Source organism: Roseovarius aestuarii, assembly GCF_019966515.1.
In the GTDB taxonomy this organism is placed as follows: domain Bacteria; phylum Pseudomonadota; class Alphaproteobacteria; order Rhodobacterales; family Rhodobacteraceae; genus Roseovarius; species Roseovarius aestuarii.
This window is the reverse complement of record NZ_JAIMIB010000002.1, coordinates 102,353-118,723: the sequence shown is the minus strand read 5'-3', so window position 1 is coordinate 118,723 and position 16,371 is coordinate 102,353. Positions and strand designations below refer to the sequence as shown.

At 59.5% G+C, this 16,371-nt stretch carries 16 protein-coding genes; 9 read left to right on the top strand and 7 right to left on the bottom strand.

Annotated features, from left to right (window positions below):
- Nucleotides 1-80: 80 nt before the first annotated feature.
- From LC334_RS03700 to mmsB, 3 genes are read left to right on the top strand one after another with little or no spacing between them, the layout of a single operon-like run.
- Nucleotides 81-1,223: an acyl-CoA dehydrogenase family protein gene (locus tag LC334_RS03700; RefSeq protein WP_085798906.1), complete on the top strand. Its 1,143-nt coding sequence runs from the start codon at nucleotides 81-83 to the stop codon at nucleotides 1,221-1,223.
- Nucleotides 1,220-2,254, top strand: a complete 1,035-nt coding sequence (locus tag LC334_RS03695) for an enoyl-CoA hydratase/isomerase family protein (protein WP_085798905.1) — start codon at nucleotides 1,220-1,222, stop codon at nucleotides 2,252-2,254. The genes LC334_RS03700 and LC334_RS03695 overlap by 4 nt, the downstream gene beginning before the upstream one ends.
- A 13-nt stretch (nucleotides 2,255-2,267) precedes the next feature.
- On the top strand, nucleotides 2,268-3,140 hold the full coding sequence (mmsB, locus tag LC334_RS03690; protein ID WP_085798904.1) for a 3-hydroxyisobutyrate dehydrogenase: 873 nt from the start codon (nucleotides 2,268-2,270) through the stop codon (nucleotides 3,138-3,140).
- A gap of 42 nt (nucleotides 3,141-3,182) precedes the next feature.
- On the opposite strand, the gene LC334_RS03685 is transcribed toward mmsB, so the two are convergent.
- From LC334_RS03685 to LC334_RS03670, 4 genes are all read right to left on the bottom strand, one after another.
- On the bottom strand, nucleotides 3,183-3,575 hold the full coding sequence (locus LC334_RS03685; protein WP_085799157.1) for a hypothetical protein: 393 nt from the start codon (nucleotides 3,573-3,575) through the stop codon (nucleotides 3,183-3,185).
- A 147-nt stretch (nucleotides 3,576-3,722) separates the two neighbouring features.
- Complete coding sequence (locus LC334_RS03680) at nucleotides 3,723-4,511, bottom strand: FAD binding domain-containing protein (protein WP_085798903.1); 789 nt, start codon at nucleotides 4,509-4,511, stop codon at nucleotides 3,723-3,725.
- An 11-nt stretch (nucleotides 4,512-4,522) separates the two neighbouring features.
- Entirely contained in the window at nucleotides 4,523-6,886 is a 2,364-nt protein-coding gene (locus tag LC334_RS03675; protein WP_085798902.1) for a xanthine dehydrogenase family protein molybdopterin-binding subunit, read from the bottom strand.
- Nucleotides 6,887-6,910: 24 nt separating this feature from the next.
- Nucleotides 6,911-7,396: a (2Fe-2S)-binding protein gene (locus tag LC334_RS03670; protein ID WP_085798901.1), complete on the bottom strand. Its 486-nt coding sequence runs from the start codon at nucleotides 7,394-7,396 to the stop codon at nucleotides 6,911-6,913.
- Nucleotides 7,397-7,585: 189 nt separating this feature from the next.
- Here LC334_RS03670 and LC334_RS03665 point away from each other — a divergent pair, with 189 nt between their 5' ends.
- The 3 genes from LC334_RS03665 (at nucleotide 7,586) to LC334_RS03655 (ending at nucleotide 9,608) form a co-directional block, all read left to right on the top strand.
- Nucleotides 7,586-7,927, top strand: coding sequence for an ArsR/SmtB family transcription factor (locus LC334_RS03665; RefSeq protein ID WP_085798900.1), 342 nt, complete (start codon nucleotides 7,586-7,588; stop codon nucleotides 7,925-7,927).
- Complete coding sequence (locus LC334_RS03660; protein ID WP_085798899.1) at nucleotides 7,924-8,355, top strand: SRPBCC family protein; 432 nt, start codon at nucleotides 7,924-7,926, stop codon at nucleotides 8,353-8,355. Before LC334_RS03665 ends, LC334_RS03660 begins: the two co-directional genes overlap by 4 nt.
- Before the next feature lie 104 nt (nucleotides 8,356-8,459).
- Nucleotides 8,460-9,608: a M24 family metallopeptidase gene (locus LC334_RS03655; RefSeq protein ID WP_085798898.1), complete on the top strand. Its 1,149-nt coding sequence runs from the start codon at nucleotides 8,460-8,462 to the stop codon at nucleotides 9,606-9,608.
- A gap of 178 nt (nucleotides 9,609-9,786) precedes the next feature.
- On the opposite strand, the gene glcF is transcribed toward LC334_RS03655, so the two are convergent.
- The 3 genes from glcF to LC334_RS03640 are packed head-to-tail and all read right to left on the bottom strand — an operon-like array spanning nucleotide 9,787 to nucleotide 13,708.
- On the bottom strand, nucleotides 9,787-11,076 hold the full coding sequence (gene glcF / locus LC334_RS03650) for a glycolate oxidase subunit GlcF (protein WP_085798897.1): 1,290 nt from the start codon (nucleotides 11,074-11,076) through the stop codon (nucleotides 9,787-9,789).
- Nucleotides 11,073-12,209 carry a glycolate oxidase subunit GlcE gene (gene glcE, locus LC334_RS03645; protein WP_085799156.1) on the bottom strand — a complete coding sequence of 379 codons (1,137 nt, stop codon included), beginning with the start codon at nucleotides 12,207-12,209 and terminating at the stop codon, nucleotides 11,073-11,075. Before glcE ends, glcF begins: the two co-directional genes overlap by 4 nt.
- Nucleotides 12,210-12,268: 59 nt before the next feature.
- Entirely contained in the window at nucleotides 12,269-13,708 is a 1,440-nt protein-coding gene (locus LC334_RS03640; RefSeq protein ID WP_085798896.1) for an FAD-linked oxidase C-terminal domain-containing protein, read from the bottom strand.
- Between the two features lie 81 nt (nucleotides 13,709-13,789).
- On the opposite strand from LC334_RS03640, the gene LC334_RS03635 reads away from it, so the two are divergent.
- The 3 genes from LC334_RS03635 to LC334_RS03625 all read left to right on the top strand — a co-directional run bounded on the left by LC334_RS03635 (nucleotide 13,790) and on the right by LC334_RS03625 (nucleotide 16,371).
- Nucleotides 13,790-14,509, top strand: a complete 720-nt coding sequence (locus LC334_RS03635) for a DUF599 domain-containing protein (RefSeq protein ID WP_085798895.1) — start codon at nucleotides 13,790-13,792, stop codon at nucleotides 14,507-14,509.
- 36 nt (nucleotides 14,510-14,545) lie between these two features.
- Nucleotides 14,546-14,905, top strand: coding sequence for a hypothetical protein (locus LC334_RS03630; protein ID WP_085799155.1), 360 nt, complete (start codon nucleotides 14,546-14,548; stop codon nucleotides 14,903-14,905).
- A 371-nt stretch (nucleotides 14,906-15,276) separates the two neighbouring features.
- Nucleotides 15,277-16,371 (top strand): hypothetical protein, encoded by a 1,095-nt coding sequence (locus LC334_RS03625; protein ID WP_139836286.1) that lies wholly within the window; start codon nucleotides 15,277-15,279, stop codon nucleotides 16,369-16,371.

The window sequence follows — 16,371 nt, the reverse complement described above, 5'->3', positions numbered from 1 at the left end:
AAATCTCACAATGCTTGCAACACTGCTGCAATATTTGGTAATTAAACACACGTTCAATTACCGGCCAGGGGGACGATTCGATGGATTTCGCATTAACCGAAGAACAAACTGCCATTTTCGACATGGCCTATGCCTTTGGCCAGGACAACATCGCCCCACACGCCCGCGATTGGGAAAAACAGGGCACCATCCCGAAAGAGCTTTGGCCGCAAATCGCAGAGCTTGGATTTGGCGGGCTCTACGTCTCGGAAGAGAGCGGCGGCTCGGGCCTTACCCGGCTTGACGCCACGCTTGTGTTCGAAGCCCTGTCAATGGCTTGCCCTTCCGTCGCGGCGTTCCTGTCCATCCACAACATGTGCGCCAAGATGATCGACACCTATGCCAGCGATGAGATGAAATCGCGGCTGATGCCCAGCATTCTCAGCATGAAAACCGTTCTCTCCTACTGCCTCACCGAACCCGGCTCGGGCTCAGACGCCGCCGCGCTCAAGACCCGCGCCACCCGCACCAATGAAGGCTACACGCTCAACGGCACCAAGGCGTTCATCTCCGGCGGCGGCTATTCAGATGCCTATGTGGTCATGGTCCGCACCGGCGAAGACGGCCCCAAGGGCATCTCGACGGTCTATGTCGAGGACGGCACCAAGGGCCTCAGCTTCGGCGCGCTTGAAGACAAGATGGGCTGGCGTTCACAACCTACCGCGCAGGTTCAGTTCGACGATTGCCAGATCGGTGCTGAAAACCTTGTCGGCGAGGAAGGCAACGGGTTCAAATACGCAATGGCGGGGCTGGACGGTGGGCGCCTCAATATCTCTTCCTGCTCGCTGGGGGCAGCGCAAAACGCACTGAACATGACCCTGCAATACATGTCCGAACGCAAGGCATTCGGCCGCTCAATCGACCAGTTCCAGGCCCTGCAATTCCGCCTCGCGGATATGGAGATCGAGCTGCAGGCCGCCCGCACCTTCCTGCGCCAGGCCGCGTGGAAGCTGGATACCGGCGCCCCCGACGCCACCAAGTTCTGCGCCATGGCCAAACGCTTCGTGACCGAGACCGGATCGAAAGTCGTCAACCAGTGCCTGCAACTACATGGCGGCTATGGCTACCTTGCCGATTATGGCATCGAAAAACTGGTCCGTGACCTGCGCGTGCACGAAATCCTCGAAGGCACTAACGAAATCATGCGCCTGATCGTCGCCCGCCAGCTACTGGCCGAACAATGAGCGATATTTCGATCCGCAAGACGGGTCGCGCAGGCCGCATCACCCTGACCCGTCCCAAGGCGCTGAATGCTGTCACCTACGAGATGTGCCTCGCCATCGAGGATGCGCTGGATGCGTGGCGCGACGATGACGAGGTCGCACTGGTGATCATCGACGCCGAGGGCGACAAGGCGTTTTCCGCTGGCGGCGACATCCAGAAACTCTACGAAACCGGCCGCGCTGGCGATTTCGCCTATGGCCAGAGATTCTGGGCGGACGAATACCGCCTGAATGCCAAGATCCGCGAATATTCAAAACCTTACGTGGCCTTCATGCAAGGTTTCACCATGGGCGGCGGCGTCGGCATCTCATGCCACGGCTCACACCGGATCGTCTGCGAAAACAGCCAGGTTGCCATGCCCGAATGTGGTATCGGCCTTGTGCCCGACGTTGGAGGCTCGCTGATGCTGGCGCAGGCGCCGGGACGATTGGGCGAGTATTTGGGCATTACGACCACGCGCATGGGTCCCGCTGATGCGATTATGGGCGGCTTTGCAGATAGTTATGCGCCACAAGAGATGTGGCCGGAACTTATCGGGAAACTCGAAGAGACCGGTGACACCGATGCCATCGAAGCCGCGCAGCAAGTCCCGCCCGACGGGGCGCTCGCCGCGCAGCAGGCGCAGATTGATGCGCATTTCGGCGGTGAGACCCTTGCGGATATTCTCACCTCTTTGCGCAACGACGACAGCGAATTTGCGGGACGTGCCCTGAAGGCATTATCGCGTGGATCTCCCCTTGCCATGGCCTGCGCCGTTGAGACGACCCACCGCCTGCGGCGCCCCGGCACCACGATCCGCGATGCGCTGGAACTGGAATACCGATTCACCTATCGTGCGATGGAATACGGCGATTTTCTGGAAGGCATCCGGGCGGCGGTGATCGACAAGGATCGCAGCCCCAAATGGCAGCATGATCTGGACAATCCGCCGTCACTGGCCGCCACGAAGATGCTGATGCCGCTTGGCAAGGACAAACTGACATTCGACTAGGGAAGGATATGCCATGAAAATCGGATTTATCGGGTTGGGCAACATGGGCGGCCCGATGGCGGCCAATCTGGCCAAGGCCGGGCATGAGGTGACCGGGTTTGACATGGCCGATGTCTCGATCGACGGCGTGACCATGGCTGCCAGTGCCGAGGAGACCGCAACGGGCCGTGATGTGGTGATCACCATGCTGCCCAACGGACAAATCCTGCGCGCCGTCGCCGATCAGGTGATCCCGGTCATGCAGCGGGGGGCCGTGCTCCTTGATTGCTCCACCGTCGATGTTGAAAGCGCCCGCGCTGTAGCGACACAAGGGCAAACGGCGGACCTCCTAGCCTTGGACGCGCCGGTTTCAGGCGGGGTTGGCGGGGCGCAAGGTGGCACACTGACTTTCATGGTCGGCGGTGATGAGGCGGGCTTTAATATCGCCAAGGAACTGTTTGATATCATGGGGCAAAAGGCAGTTCACTGTGGCCCTTCCGGCAACGGACAGGCCGCCAAGATTTGCAACAACATGATCCTTGGTGCCACGATGATCGTCACCTGCGAGGCGTTTGCCTTGGCTGACAAGCTGGGTCTCGACCGGCAGGCGATGTTCGATGTGGTCAGCACCTCATCAGGCTATTCCTGGTCGATGAACGCCTATTGCCCCGCGCCAGGCATCGGTCCGCAAAGCCCCGCCGACAACGGCTACCAGCCCGGTTTTGCCGCAGATCTGATGCTCAAGGACCTCCGGCTCGCACAGCAAGCCGCCGAAGCTGCAGATGCGGACACGCCGCTTGGCCAAGCAGCACGCGATCTCTATGCGCAATTCGTCGAGGATGAAGACGGCGCAGGCCGCGATTTCAGCGCCATGCTGCCAAGGTTCGAGGCTCGTGGCCATAGTTAAAAGGGTATCCGGTTCAGCCTTGTCTTCGCGCAGAAATTGACGCTAGGCGGCGCCCCGGTCGCCTTTCCACCACCGCATGGCGTCAACACAATCAAACGCCAGCGACACGAGGTTAACGACCAGCAGCAGGAACAGGAATTGTCGGTATGTATCCGGCAGCTCGGCCCCGCCGGTCAGCAGGCTAATCAACAGAATCACCAGCGGCGTCCAAATCAGCAGATGCGGCAGCGCCATGGCGCGGGAAAACCCGTGATCGCGCATCATAATGATCAGATTTGGCGCCATCCCGCCGACCGCGAGCGCTGCCACCAGCATGCCGTTCGGCGCGGATAAAAAGAGCAACGCGGCCAGATTGACTGGCACCAGTATCGCTGCCACCCAGATCTGAACCCACAGAGGCAAACGTCTGAAGCTCTGCCAGATTTCTACAATCATCAGATGTCCCGTCCCCAAACGGCTATGCCCGGCGCACCAATGCACGCGCGCCATTTGAACCTAGCGTTGCACAGGGTTTCGGGCCAGCATTACTGCCACTGACGTTGCGGAAGGGGCGACATGTGTCCACGTCACCCCGGCCATCGTTCAGGCAGCTGCTACGGCCCGTCTGGTCATTACACTAATCAGATGTGCCCGATAGTCGCCCGAACCGTGCAGGTCGCTGATCATCCCGTCGCCTGACAAAGACAGCCCGTCGAGCGCCCCAGCAGAAAAATTCCCGGCAAGGGCCGCTTCGGCTTCGGACCAGCGGAACACGCCTTCTTCCGAGGCGCCGGTTACCGCAATGCGCACGCCGCCTGAGAACCTGGCAACAAAGACGCCCACCAACGCAAAGCGCGAGGCTGGTTGCTCGAACTTCATGTAAGCCGCGGCATCAGGCACCGGAAAACGAACTTCGGTAATGATCTCGCCCTCTTCCAGATTGGTGGCAAAGAGGCCGTCAAAGAAATCATCCGCTGCGATCTGGCGCGCATTGGTCACCACCGTCGCGCCCGAGGCCAGAACGGCCGAGGGATAGCAGGCAGAGGGATCGTTGTTGGCAAGGCTGCCACCGATCGTGCCGCGATTACGAACCGCCGGATCACCGATATTCGCCGCCAGCCCGGCCAGCGCCGGATAGGCTCCGGCCCCCGCGGCCACATCAGCATGGGTGGTGCCGCCACCGATGCAGAGCGCGCCGTCATCGCCGGTACAGATACCCTTGATTTCGTCGACGGCCCCAAGGCTCACCAAGCGCTCGGGCATGGCAAGCCGTTGTTTCAGCGTCGGGATCAGGGTTTGCCCGCCCGCGATGAGCTGACTATCCGTCGCATCGCTCAGCAGCTTGACCGCGTCGGTCAGACGGGTCGGGCGTTCAATGTCAAATGCATACATCTCTTCTCTCCTTACCCTTGCATTGCCTGCCACACGCGCGATGGTGACAGCGGCATATCGATATGGGTGACGTTATGGCCTGCGCTTTGCAGTGCATCCACGACCGCGTTGACCACCGTTGGCGGCGAGCCGATCGCGCCCGCCTCACCACATCCTTTCACACCCAGTGGGTTGTGCGTACAGGGCGTCTGACACGAGTGATCCACCGCATAGAACGGCACATCATCGGCGCGCGGCATGGCGTAATCCATGTAAGATCCGGTCAGCAGTTGCCCGCTTTCGTCATATGCACAGGATTCCAGCAGCGCCTGCCCGATCCCCTGCCCCAGCCCGCCATGCACCTGACCATCAACGATCATCGGGTTGATGATATTGCCAAAATCGTCGGCGGCGGCAAAGCGTTCGATGGTGACCTTGCCGGTCTCGGGGTCCACTTCGACCTCGCAGGCATAGGCACCCGCCGGGTAGGTGAAGTTCGCCGGATCGTAGAAGGCCGTTTCCTCCAGCCCCGGCTCGACATCCTCGATCGGGTAGTTGTGCGGCACGTACGCCGCCAGGGTCACGTCCCCCCAGGCCACGGACTTATCGGTGCCTGCGACGGTGAACTGACCGTCTTTCAATTCAATATCGGCATCCGAGGCTTCCAGCATATGCGCCGCAATCTTCTTGGCCTTGGCGATGATCTTTTCAGTCGCCCGCACCATGGCCGACCCGCAGACCGCCAGCGAACGCGAACCATAGGTGCCCATGCCAAACGGGATTCTGGCAGTGTCTCCATGCACGATATCAATCATCGAGGGGTCGATGCCCAGCATCTCGGCCACCACTTGTGGGAACGAGGTCTCGTGTCCCTGCCCGTGGCTATGCGCTCCGACCATGACCGAAATCGAGCCGGTGGCGTTCACCCGTACCGTCGCCGCGTCGTAAAGCCCCGCGCGCGCGCCCAGAGCGCCAACCAGCGCCGATGGCGCAATACCGCAGGCCTCGATATAGCAGTTAACGCCAAAGCCGCGCAGTTTGCCCCGCGCTTCGCTTTCCGCGCGACGTGCTGCAAAGCCGGCGACATCCGCGATCTCTTCCAGCTTGTCCATAGTCGCGGTGTAATCGCCGGTGTCATATTCCACAGCCACCGGCGTGGCGTATGGGAACTCAGTGATAAAGTTCTGACGCCTGAGAGCAATCGGATCAACACCAAGCTCACGCGCGGCTTTGTCGATTACCCTCTCGATCTGATAGGTCGCCTCGGGCCGTCCAGCGCCGCGATAGGCATCGACCGGCACGGTGTTGGTAAAGACCGCCTTCACGTTCACATAGATGTTGGGCGTCTTGTAGTTGCCCGCCATCAGCGTGCCGTGCAGATAGGTCGGCACGCAGGGCGCGAAGGTCGACAGATACGCGCCCATATTGGCGTAGGTTTCGGTCCGGATGGCGGTGAAATTGTTGTCCGCATCCAAAGCCAGCTCGATCTTGGTCACGTGGTCGCGCCCCTGCGCGTCCGAGATGAACGCCTCGGACCGGCTTGAGGTCCATTTCACCGGCCGGTTCAGCGCCCGGGCGGCAAAGGTACAAAACGCCTCTTCCGCGTAGTGATAAATTTTCGAGCCAAAGCCGCCGCCAACATCCGGGGCCACGACGCGCAGCTTATGCTCGGGGATGCCCAGCACAAAAGCGCCCATCAGAAGGCGGATCACGTGCGGGTTCTGCGAGGTGGTATAAAGCGTGCTTTCGTCATTGGCGCGGTGATAGTCGCCCACCGCCACGCGTGGCTCCATCGGGTTCGCCACAAGGCGCTGATTGACCAGCTCCAGCGTGGTCACATGCGCCGCATTGGCAATCGCCTCGCCCACCGCTGCCTTGTTATCCTCGATGAAACCCCAGTCGTAACATAGGTTCGAACTCAGATCGTCATGCACCTTGGTGGCACCGTCCGCCAGTGCTGCCTTCATGTCCATCACTGCGGGAAGATCGTCGATATCGACCTCGATCGCCTCGGCAGCATCACGCGCCTGTTCATAGGTTTCGGCGACCACGGCAGCAATCGGATCGCCGACATGGCAGACCTTGCCGCGCGCCAGAACCGGGTGCGCCGGTTCCTGCATCGGCTCGCCATGCTTGTCGGTCACCTGCCAGCCACAGGGAATGCCGCCTACGTCGGCGAAATCCTCGCCGGTAAAGATGCGGATGACACCCGGCATCTCCTCGGCCGAGGCGGTATCCACATTGTTCAGCGTCCCGTGCGCCACGTCCGAGCGCAAAAAATGCACATAGGCCTGACCCTTAAGATTGATGTCATCGGTATAATTCCCGGCCCCTGTCAGGAACCTTACGTCCTCGCGGCGCGGTGTTGCGGCGCCAATGCCTCCGTCTGCTGGCATATCAAATCCTCCCTTTGCGCTGCGTCATTCCGCGGCGATTTTCGACACGTCGTGACCGGCAGCGGCCATGATCGCCTTGACGATGTTGTGATACCCGGTGCAACGGCAGATATTGCCCTCAAGGTAGTCGCGGATCTCGACCTCGCTGGGGTTCGGGTTATCCGCCAGAAGGGCCGCTGCGCTCATCACCATCCCCGGCGTGCAGAACCCGCATTGCAACCCATGATGATCCTGAAAGGCCTGCTGGATCGTGCCCAGAGAGCCGTCCTCGTTGGCCATGCCCTCGATTGTCGTGACGTTGGCCCCTTCGGCCTCGGCTGCAAACATCGTGCAGGCTTTAACCGCCTTGCCATCTACATGGACCACGCAGGCGCCACATTGGCTAGTATCGCACCCAACATGTGTTCCCGTCATACCCAGATTTTCGCGCAGGAATTCAACAAGCAATGTGCGGCCTTCGATCTCGCCGGACGCAGACTTGCCATTCACGGTCATGCTGACCTGTGACATCGGCACCTCCCAGTTTTATTTTTGTCTATGCCGCAAGATAAGCATGCAAGCCGCGCTATGGGAAGGATGTTTTCCCTTAACGTGCACCTTCTCCGACTAAAGTCGTATGTACCGGAATAGCAGGTAGCGGTTTGACCTATCATTCATCTTTTTGGTTGATTGATTGAGGTTAGCTTGTTATTCATCCGTATGGTTGAACAAGAATCACATGATAAACTGACCGACATCCTCAAGGCCGCCAGCGACCCCACGCGCCGCGCTGTCCTGACGCTTCTGGCGCAGCACGGACCGCAGTGTGTGACCAATATCGCCGGGCATTTCGAGATGAGCCTCAATTCAGTGTCCAAGCACATCAAGGTGCTGGAGAAGGCCGGGTTGGTAGCGCGGCGCACCGAGTGGCGCGAACATCTAATCGAAGTACAGATGGCGCCGCTCGAGGAAATCGACCGGTGGTTTGCCGATCTTCGTTCAATCTGGGCGCAGCGACTTGAGGCGCTCGATCATCTGCTGACTCAGGAGACTGCCAAATGACCCTTACCGATACTGACCTCTCACTCACGGTTACCCGCAGCATCGCCGCCCCGCCCGAACGCGTGTTCGACGCCTGGCTTGATCCGGACATGCTGATGCAGTTCATGCAGCCGGGCCCGGGCATGACCACCCCAAGCGCCACAACTGATGCCAAGGTCGGCGGGCGCTTTGACCTGATCATGAAAAATGACGCCGATGAAATGCCGCATGGCGGTGTCTATCAGGAGATCGACCGCCCCAACCGCATCATGTTCTCTTGGGAGTCGCCTTTTTCGGTCGAGGGCAGCACCGTCACGCTCGATTTCCGGCCTGAGGGCGACGGCACCCATGTGACGCTCACCCATATTCGCTTTCCCAATCAGGAAAGCCGCGACAATCACGAAGGCGGCTGGACCGCCATTCTCGCCCGTCTGGCCGAGGTGGCCTGATCATAGGCGCAAGCGGGCTTCCCCATTCGCCCGTTTGCGTCTCATTTCGCTTGCCAAAACTCTCTGCACGCGATTGAGTTTCCCGAACTATCGAAGGGACGCTCATGCCACTACATTTCGACGATGCCGAATATGCCGCCCGCCAGGCCCGCGCCACCCAGGCGGTGGCCGATGCCGGACTTGATGCGCTTATCATGTTTGCGCCTGAAAGCCATTTCTGGATCAGCGGTTATGACACGTTCGGCTTTGCGATGTTCCAAGCGATGGTGCTGACCGCGAATGGCGATCTGCACCTGTTGACCCGCCTGCCCGATCTGCGTCAGGCGCAGCTGACCTCGACGCTCGCGGATGATGAAATCCACATCTGGACCGAGGTGGAAGGCGCCAAACCAGTTCAGGATCTGATAAAATTGCTGGAACGACTGGGCGTGGCGACCGGGCGGTTGGGGTTCGAATCCAATACCTCCGGCCTCACGGATTTCAACGGTCAGATGGTGCGCAGCGCCCTGCCCGACATGGTTGACGCTTCCGAGTTGATCCGCTCCCTGCGCCGGATCAAATCCCCCGCCGAAATCGAGATGCACCGCAAGGCCGCCGCCCTTTCCGACGACGCAATGGATGCCGGGCTTGCTGTGACATGCGCGGGCGCGTTCGAGGGCCACATACTGGCGGAAATGCAGGGGGCCGTATTCAAGGGCGGCGGCGATTATGCCGGTAACGAGTTCATTCTTGGCTCCGGCCCCGGTGCGCTGCTCTGCCGCTACTATTCCGGCCGTCGCCATCTGGACCCGCAGGACCAGATCACCTGGGAATGGTCCGGCGCCTATGCGCGTTACCATGCCGCGATGATGCGCACCGTGGTGATTGGTGAACCCAATGACTGGCAACGCCACATGCACTCGGCCTGTGTCGAGGCGCTGGAAGCCTGCGAAGCGGCGATCCGGCCCGGTGATCCGATGGGAAATGTCTTTGATGCTCATGCGCGTGTATTCGACGCCGCCGGTCTCAACCACGCGCGGTCGCAGGCCTGCGGGTATGCGATGGGCGCGATCTACAACCCGATCTGGGTCGATTTCCCGATGTTCTACCACGGCAACCCGCTGCTCATGCAGGAAAATCAGGTTTTCTTTTTGCACATGATCCTGATGGACAGCAAGGCCGGGCTGGCCATGTGCTATGGCCACTCGGTCAGGGTTACCGAAAACGGAGTCGAACGCCTGTCGCGCCAGCCGCTGGATCTACTGATACGTTAAAGGTAATTGTCCGGTGCGGGGCCAGACTGCCGCTGACGATTTGACGGCTGGCCGCGATGTCCGAGGTCCGCTCCAAGGCCCAGGCCAAACTTAAGAAGGCCTAGAGCCCCTGTGCTCGCCCGAGACGTATCTTGAAACCGGGGCAGTTTCGACTCAGGGCGGGGTTACCTGCGTCGCCTTACTTACCGATCAATGCGCGGGGCTCAGGGCCCCCCGTCGCCCAATCCAGCAACTCGACCGTATGGACAATGGGCACTGTCGTGCCCGAGCCTATCTGCATCATACACCCGATATTCCCCGCCGCGATCACATCGGGGGATTTCGCCTCAAGCGTCCTGACTTTGCGCGCCTTCAGCTTGGCCGAAATCTCGGGCTGCATCAGGTTATAAGTGCCTGCCGAGCCACAGCAAAGATGACTGTCGGCGGGTTCGGCGATGGTGAAGCCGGCGTGTTTCAGCAGGTCTTTCGGGGCAGCCTTGATCTGCTGACCATGCTGCAACGAACAGGCAGCGTGATAGGCGACGACCATCTTCTTGTCACCGCCTTCTGGCAGGTCAAGCTGCGTCAAAAGCTCCGAGATATCCACGGCGATGTCCGAAACCCGCGCGGCATCATCCGCGAGCGCCTCGTTGCGGAACATATGCCCGTAATCCTTGACCGTCGTACCACAGCCCGAAGTGTTGATCACGATGGCATCAAGCCCCTGCCCGTCCATCTCGGCCGTCCAGGCACGGATGTTTTTCGCCGCGGTGGCGTGGCTCTCAGAGGTTTTGCCCATGTGATGGGTCAGCGCGCCACAGCACCCGGCCCCCTCAGCGACGATGACTTCGCAACCCAAACGGGTCAGCAAGCGGATGGTGGCATCGTTGATGTCCGTGTTCAGTGCTTTTTGCGCGCAGCCGGTCATCAGGGCCACACGTTTCACCTGCTTGCCTATAGGCGCAAAACTTTGCGGGTCGTCGTTGCGGCTGACCGGCGGGATGCGCTTGGGCGCCATTTCCAGCATCGCGCGCAGGCGGGCATCAGGCATTGCCCACGCAAACGGCCGCCCGATCTTGGCCCCCAGCAACGCCAACCGGAACCGCGTGGGATAGGGCAGGATTTTCGACAGCAACCAGCGTAGCGCGCGATCATCCCAGCGGCGGGTATAGTTCTTTTTGATATAATCGCGGGCGTGATCGACCAGATGCATGTAATGCACACCCGAGGGGCAGGTTGTCATGCAAGCCAGGCAGCTCAGGCAGCGGTCTATGTGTTTAACCGTCTTTGCGTCAGGCTTGCGGCCCGTTTCCAGCATCTCCTTGATCAGATAGATGCGACCACGAGGGCTGTCGAGCTCGTCCCCCAATACCTGATATGTCGGGCACGTGGCGGTGCAGAACCCGCAATGCACGCAGGAGCGTAGAATCTCGTTAGAGCGCTGAAGGGCGGGGTCTTGCAGCTGTTCGGGGGTAAATTCCGTTTTCATGTATCCGCCCCCATCAAACCGGGATTGAGGATACGGCGAGGGTCGAATTTCTGACGAAGCCCCCGCTGCAACGCGGCGACCGCAGGAGACAAGGGCTGAAATACCTCAGCCGGATTTCCCCTAATCAGGGTTGCATGCCCGCCCGTCCCGCCAATGGCTGCCCTGATCGTGGCAGCGGTCAACTCCGACCCCTCGGGCACCAGCAGCCAGATCAGTCCACCGCCCCAGTCATAGATTGCCTCGGCCCCGCTCAGCGCCGCCACGATACCCGGCGCGTCCGAGGGTTTGACCGATAAACGCCAAACATCGCCGCTGCGCGTCTGGAACGGCGCCACGTCGCGCACATAGCGCCAGCCGGCCCGGGTGCGGTCCGGATCGGTTTCCAACATAAAGTCACCGAACCCTGCCAATAGTTTCTGCAACTCACCCGCCCGATAGGCGACCGAATTTTCGAACCCCTCCAGCCGGATCATCGTCACCGGAGCGCCGTCCATCCCCTTTTGCAGATGCGCACCACCGGTTACTTCGAAAGGCGACCCCAGTGCGACGCTCAGGGCTTTGACGGCCTCCGTGTCGCTCAATCCCTCAAACAGCAGCACGCCGGTCATGTGCGTTTTGGGCAGCACTTTAAGCGAGACCTCACTCAGCACCCCCAACGTGCCGTAGCTGCCAGCCATCAGCTTGACCAGATCGTAGCCGGTGACGTTCTTCATCACCCGACCGCCGTTCTTGATGATCTGCCCCTGCCCGTCCACAAAGCGTACGCCCAAAAGATGATCGCGGCACGCGCCCACCTGAATGCGCCGGGGCCCCGAGACATTGGCCGCCACCACGCCGCCAATCGTCGGTTCGCCAGAGGTGTTCAACAACGGTCGGTGATCCATCGGCTCGAACGCCAGGCGCTGACCCTCCGCATCCAGCGCCGCCTCAACCTCGGCCAGCGGTGTGCCTGCGCGCGCTACAAGCGTCAGTGCACCGGGTTCATACAACTCTATGCCAGTCAGACCCGTTGTGCTCAGAATCTGACCGTCCACAGGCGCGCCAATGGGCCGGGTGCCACCGCCCTGAATACGCAATGGCCCCTCGGCCTGCGCAATCATCGTGGCCAGTTCGGCCTCGGTTTCGGGGATCAGTGCTTTCATCGTTCCAAACATACTCCGGGGTGAGGCCACAGGCCGAAGGGCATCGCAGGTTATTCCGCTGCAATCCGGCGGGTGTCCGAGGCGGCAAGCGGGAAAACCTTGGCCGGGTTCAGCAGCCATTTCGGATCGAACACATCCTTGACCGCCATCTGAATCTCGAGATCGCCCGGATCATACTGGTCATTCATCAGGTCACGCTTTTCGATGCCCACGCCATGTTCGCCGGTCAGACAACCACCAACCTCGACACAAAGCCGCAGGATATCGGCGCCGAACGCCTCGCACAGTTCCAGATCGCCGGGCTTGTTGGCGTCGAACAGGATCAGCGGGTGCATGTTGCCATCGCCCGCATGAAAGACATTGCCGACATCCAGGCCATATTGCTGGCTCATCTCGCCGATCCGTTTCAGAACATAAGGCAACTGGCTGACGGGGATCGTGCCATCAAGGCACATATAGTCGTTGATCTGCCCCATCGCCCCGAAGGCGGATTTGCGACCCAGCCAGATCTTCGCGCTTTCCTCGGCCGATTTGCTTTCGCGCAGCTCGACCGGGTTATGGCTGCGGGCGATAGTGACGATGGTTTCGAGCTGCTCGTCGATCTCGGCGTCACTGCCTTCGACCTCGACAATCAACAGCGCCTCGCAATCCGGGTATCCGGCTCCGGCAAAGGCTTCGGTGGCGCGGATACAGGGGCGGTCCATAAACTCAATGGCAACAGGCAGCACGCCCGCCTTGATGATGTCGGCCACACAGGCCCCGGCCACGACGATGTCGTCAAACCCGATCAATACGGGCCGCGCACCTTCGGGTTTGCGCAGAATGCGCAATGTAGCCTCGGTGACAACACCCAACTGGCCTTCCGAGCCGCAGATCAGCCCGAGCAGATCATAGCCTTCGGCATCCAGGTAGGCCCCACCGATCTGTGTGATGGTCCCATCCATCAGCACCATGGTGACGCCCATCAGATTATTGGTGGTCACGCCGTATTTCAGGCAATGGGCCCCGCCTGAATTCATCGCGATATTGCCCGCGATGGCGCAGGCAAGCTGGCTTGACGGGTCAGGGGCGTAAAAGAACCCCTGCTCTTCGACCGCGCCGGTCACCGACAGGTTGGTACGGCCTGACTGCACCCGGACAAAGCGGTTATCATAGTCGGTTTCCAGTACATCGTTCAGCCGTGCGACCCCCAGGATGACGCTGTCGGCCGTGGGGAGCGCCCCACCGGCCAGCGAGGTGCCCGACCCGCGCGGCACCACCGGCACCCCCATATCATGACAAATCCGCAACACATCCGACACCTCCTGCGTCGACGCAGGCAGCACCGCCAGCAGCGGCGGGCATTTATAGGCGGTCAGCGCGTCGCATTCATAGGCACGGGTCTCATGTTCGTCTGTGATCAGCGCATCTGCAGGCAGCACCTTTTGCAAACGCGTGACCAATTCAGCCTTGCGCGCGATGATCTGCGGGTCCGGCGTTGGCATATCCATATGGCAATCCCTCAATTGGTAATATTTTATAACCAATTTCACACACTGGCAAGTCCAACCTCGACAGGCTATGCGTAATGCATGGTTCTGACCGAAAGACTTTCACATTTCACCGCATGGGACATCGCGGCGCTGGCGCTATTGATCATCGCGTCGATCGTGATCGGGTATATCATTGAAAACGATTTCAAAAACATGAAATCCGTCGGCACGCTGATGGCTGATTACCGGCGTGAATGGATGGTGCATATGGTCACCCGCGAGCCGCGCGTATTTGACGCGCAAATTCTCGCGATGATCCGGCAGGCGACGGCTTTTTTTGCCTCAGCTTCGATGATCGCCATTGGCGGCTGTCTGGCCCTGCTGGGCAACACTGACAGGCTGATGGGCATCGCACAGGATCTGACACTCGAAAGCGATCCCATTATCGTTTGGGAACTTAAAGTATTGGTCATCCTCAGCTTTCTGGCCAACGCGTTTTTCAAGTTTGTCTGGTCAAACCGCCTGTTCGGCTATTGCGGCGTGTTGATGGGCGCGGTGCCGAATGATCCAGCCGACCCGCGCGCGAAAACCCGGGCCGAAAAAGCAGGCGAGATCAATATCACCGCCTCGCGCAGCTTCAATCGCGGGCTGCGCTCGGTCTATTTCGCGCTGGCGGCCTGCGCCTGGCTTCTGGGGGCTGGCGCGCTGATCATCGCTACTGCCACGACCTGCCTGGTTCTCTTCCGGCGCGAGTTCGCATCACGCTCGAAAGACATCCTGATGCGACCGGAATGTGACAGGAGTGACACACAGACGTGACTCGAAATCGTTGCGTTCAGCAGTTAAGTGATGAGCATGAACAAGGTTTTACTACTGTTAATAAGTTGCCTGATAGCCGGGCCAGCCTGGGCACATCCGCCCGAGATCAAGGATGTACGGATCAAGAAAACCGGTATGGTCTGGCGCGTCGACGTGACCCTTGAACATGGCGATACCGGCTGGGATCACTATGCGGACGGCTGGGAAGTGCTGGATGCCCGGGGCAATCGGCTGGCACATCGTGAACTGCTGCATCCGCATGTGAACGAACAACCCTTCACCCGCGCCCTCAGCGGCGTGGTTTTTCCCGACGGCACCCGTGAAGTGTTCGTGCGCGCCAAATGCTCGGTCGACGGCTGGTCAGGACAATCAAGGAAGGTCAAGCTGAAGCCCTGATTTTCTCAAGGCAAGCGCAACACTCTCCCGCCACGGTTTCAGTCGGCAAATTAGGTGTATTTACAGCTCCTAATGAGTCAGCTTCGCGGACAAAGCGAGCTTTCGCCGCAGGCGCACCAACGGCCGCACCTACAACTGTTGGTCCAGAAATCTAAATGCAAACGTTCAAGATTTTTAACCAAACAACCAACGGTTACGAGCCAAATCCTACACTTGCGCCTCCTTATGCAGCAGCGGCAACCGAGACCCCCCATGTAACACGATCCACTTTATAATTGCGTATGTCCTAACTAAATCTATGGTTGAAAATTGAAGCGTAATTGTTCGTAGATTTAGATGACCTATAAATCCCCTGAACAAGTGGATAAGCCATGGAAGCTGCACGACAGCTACAAACGAGAACGTCAGCGGCCGCCAAAGCAGCCCGCCCGGAAGCAACATGTGTTGAAAACAGCGCCACACTTGAGACCACTGCATTGCAAGAACAGGCAGATAATTCACCCGTGGTGCAACGACTGCAAACTATGCAGCAGGTCGCCAACACACTGCCTAGTCGCAACAGCGAGGCCATCATTCAGCGCGTGGTATCTGTCGGCGGGGTGAACCAAGACAATGCAGATACGACCTGGGCGCGTATTTCAGCCGACCCGCTGGTCACCGCGATGAACGCAGCCGATCAGACCAAGGCGCAAAAGTACCTGTCAGATTGGGTGAGTGCGTCCGCCACAAGTAAAAATCCATTGGCGACATCTCAAAACCGGCAATACAACAATGACGATGGTTTGATCCGTGCACTTGTGGGTGAAGTTGGCAGTGAGGCAAACCTCGCGACCGAAGGCACGTTGGCCACAAGCACAAAATCCAGCGCCAACATCACTGGGCACCTGACCACGTTCATGACGAAGCTCACCACGTTTCATAACGCACAAGGCGCGCCCTACAAAACTGCGGCCAGTGCAAAGAAAGGGCGATACAACTATTACTACAGTACATTGTGGGAATCTGTATGGGGCGGCGGTAAGTCGCTGGGGCAGGCGATGGCCAATCAACCCACCGACTTGGACGGCAAGATCACCTTGGTCGCAGACTATGCCTTGAAGATGCGTCATAATGTGCGCGACGTTGTAGGGGTATGGAATGTTCAGATGACAGCGGGCCAGAACGCTGCCCGTAAATGCGGCTGGAATCCAAATGAAGCTGCAAATTGGACACAAACTGCGCGTGCTGGCAATGTACCACTCAACGCGGGGCCGTCAGCCACTACCGCGCAAATTTTAACGCTGGCAGCTACGGTCGGCGCGACAGGCGCCGAAAATGAAGCACTTGCCTGGGCAATCTTTGCGTTTTTCAATAAGTCGCTCGCACTTAACAAATCGGGAACCCACAGGTTCCACGAGGTGATGGATGTTGCAGCAAACTATGGTGTGCCCTATGTTCCTTTGGCTTATCCCGCTGCAGCGCCATAA

Excerpts from the sequence above, each read along its gene's own strand:
- LC334_RS03675 (WP_085798902.1), bottom strand. The coding sequence starts at position 6,886 with ATGCCAGCAGACGGAGGCATTGGCGCCGCAACACCGCGCCGCGAGGAC.
- LC334_RS03630 (WP_085799155.1), top strand. The coding sequence starts at position 14,546 with ATGAACAAGGTTTTACTACTGTTAATAAGTTGCCTGATAGCCGGGCCA.
- LC334_RS03660 (WP_085798899.1), top strand. The coding sequence starts at position 7,924 with ATGACCCTTACCGATACTGACCTCTCACTCACGGTTACCCGCAGCATC.
- LC334_RS03700 (WP_085798906.1), top strand. The coding sequence starts at position 81 with ATGGATTTCGCATTAACCGAAGAACAAACTGCCATTTTCGACATGGCC.
- LC334_RS03635 (WP_085798895.1), top strand. The coding sequence starts at position 13,790 with ATGGTTCTGACCGAAAGACTTTCACATTTCACCGCATGGGACATCGCG.
- LC334_RS03640 (WP_085798896.1), bottom strand. The coding sequence starts at position 13,708 with ATGGATATGCCAACGCCGGACCCGCAGATCATCGCGCGCAAGGCTGAA.
- LC334_RS03625 (WP_139836286.1), top strand. The coding sequence starts at position 15,277 with ATGGAAGCTGCACGACAGCTACAAACGAGAACGTCAGCGGCCGCCAAA.
- LC334_RS03695 (WP_085798905.1), top strand. The coding sequence starts at position 1,220 with ATGAGCGATATTTCGATCCGCAAGACGGGTCGCGCAGGCCGCATCACC.
- LC334_RS03670 (WP_085798901.1), bottom strand. The coding sequence starts at position 7,396 with ATGTCACAGGTCAGCATGACCGTGAATGGCAAGTCTGCGTCCGGCGAG.
- LC334_RS03655 (WP_085798898.1), top strand. The coding sequence starts at position 8,460 with ATGCCACTACATTTCGACGATGCCGAATATGCCGCCCGCCAGGCCCGC.
- mmsB (WP_085798904.1), top strand. The coding sequence starts at position 2,268 with ATGAAAATCGGATTTATCGGGTTGGGCAACATGGGCGGCCCGATGGCG.
- glcF (WP_085798897.1), bottom strand. The coding sequence starts at position 11,076 with ATGAAAACGGAATTTACCCCCGAACAGCTGCAAGACCCCGCCCTTCAG.
- LC334_RS03665 (WP_085798900.1), top strand. The coding sequence starts at position 7,586 with ATGGTTGAACAAGAATCACATGATAAACTGACCGACATCCTCAAGGCC.
- LC334_RS03685 (WP_085799157.1), bottom strand. The coding sequence starts at position 3,575 with ATGATTGTAGAAATCTGGCAGAGCTTCAGACGTTTGCCTCTGTGGGTT.
- LC334_RS03680 (WP_085798903.1), bottom strand. The coding sequence starts at position 4,511 with ATGTATGCATTTGACATTGAACGCCCGACCCGTCTGACCGACGCGGTC.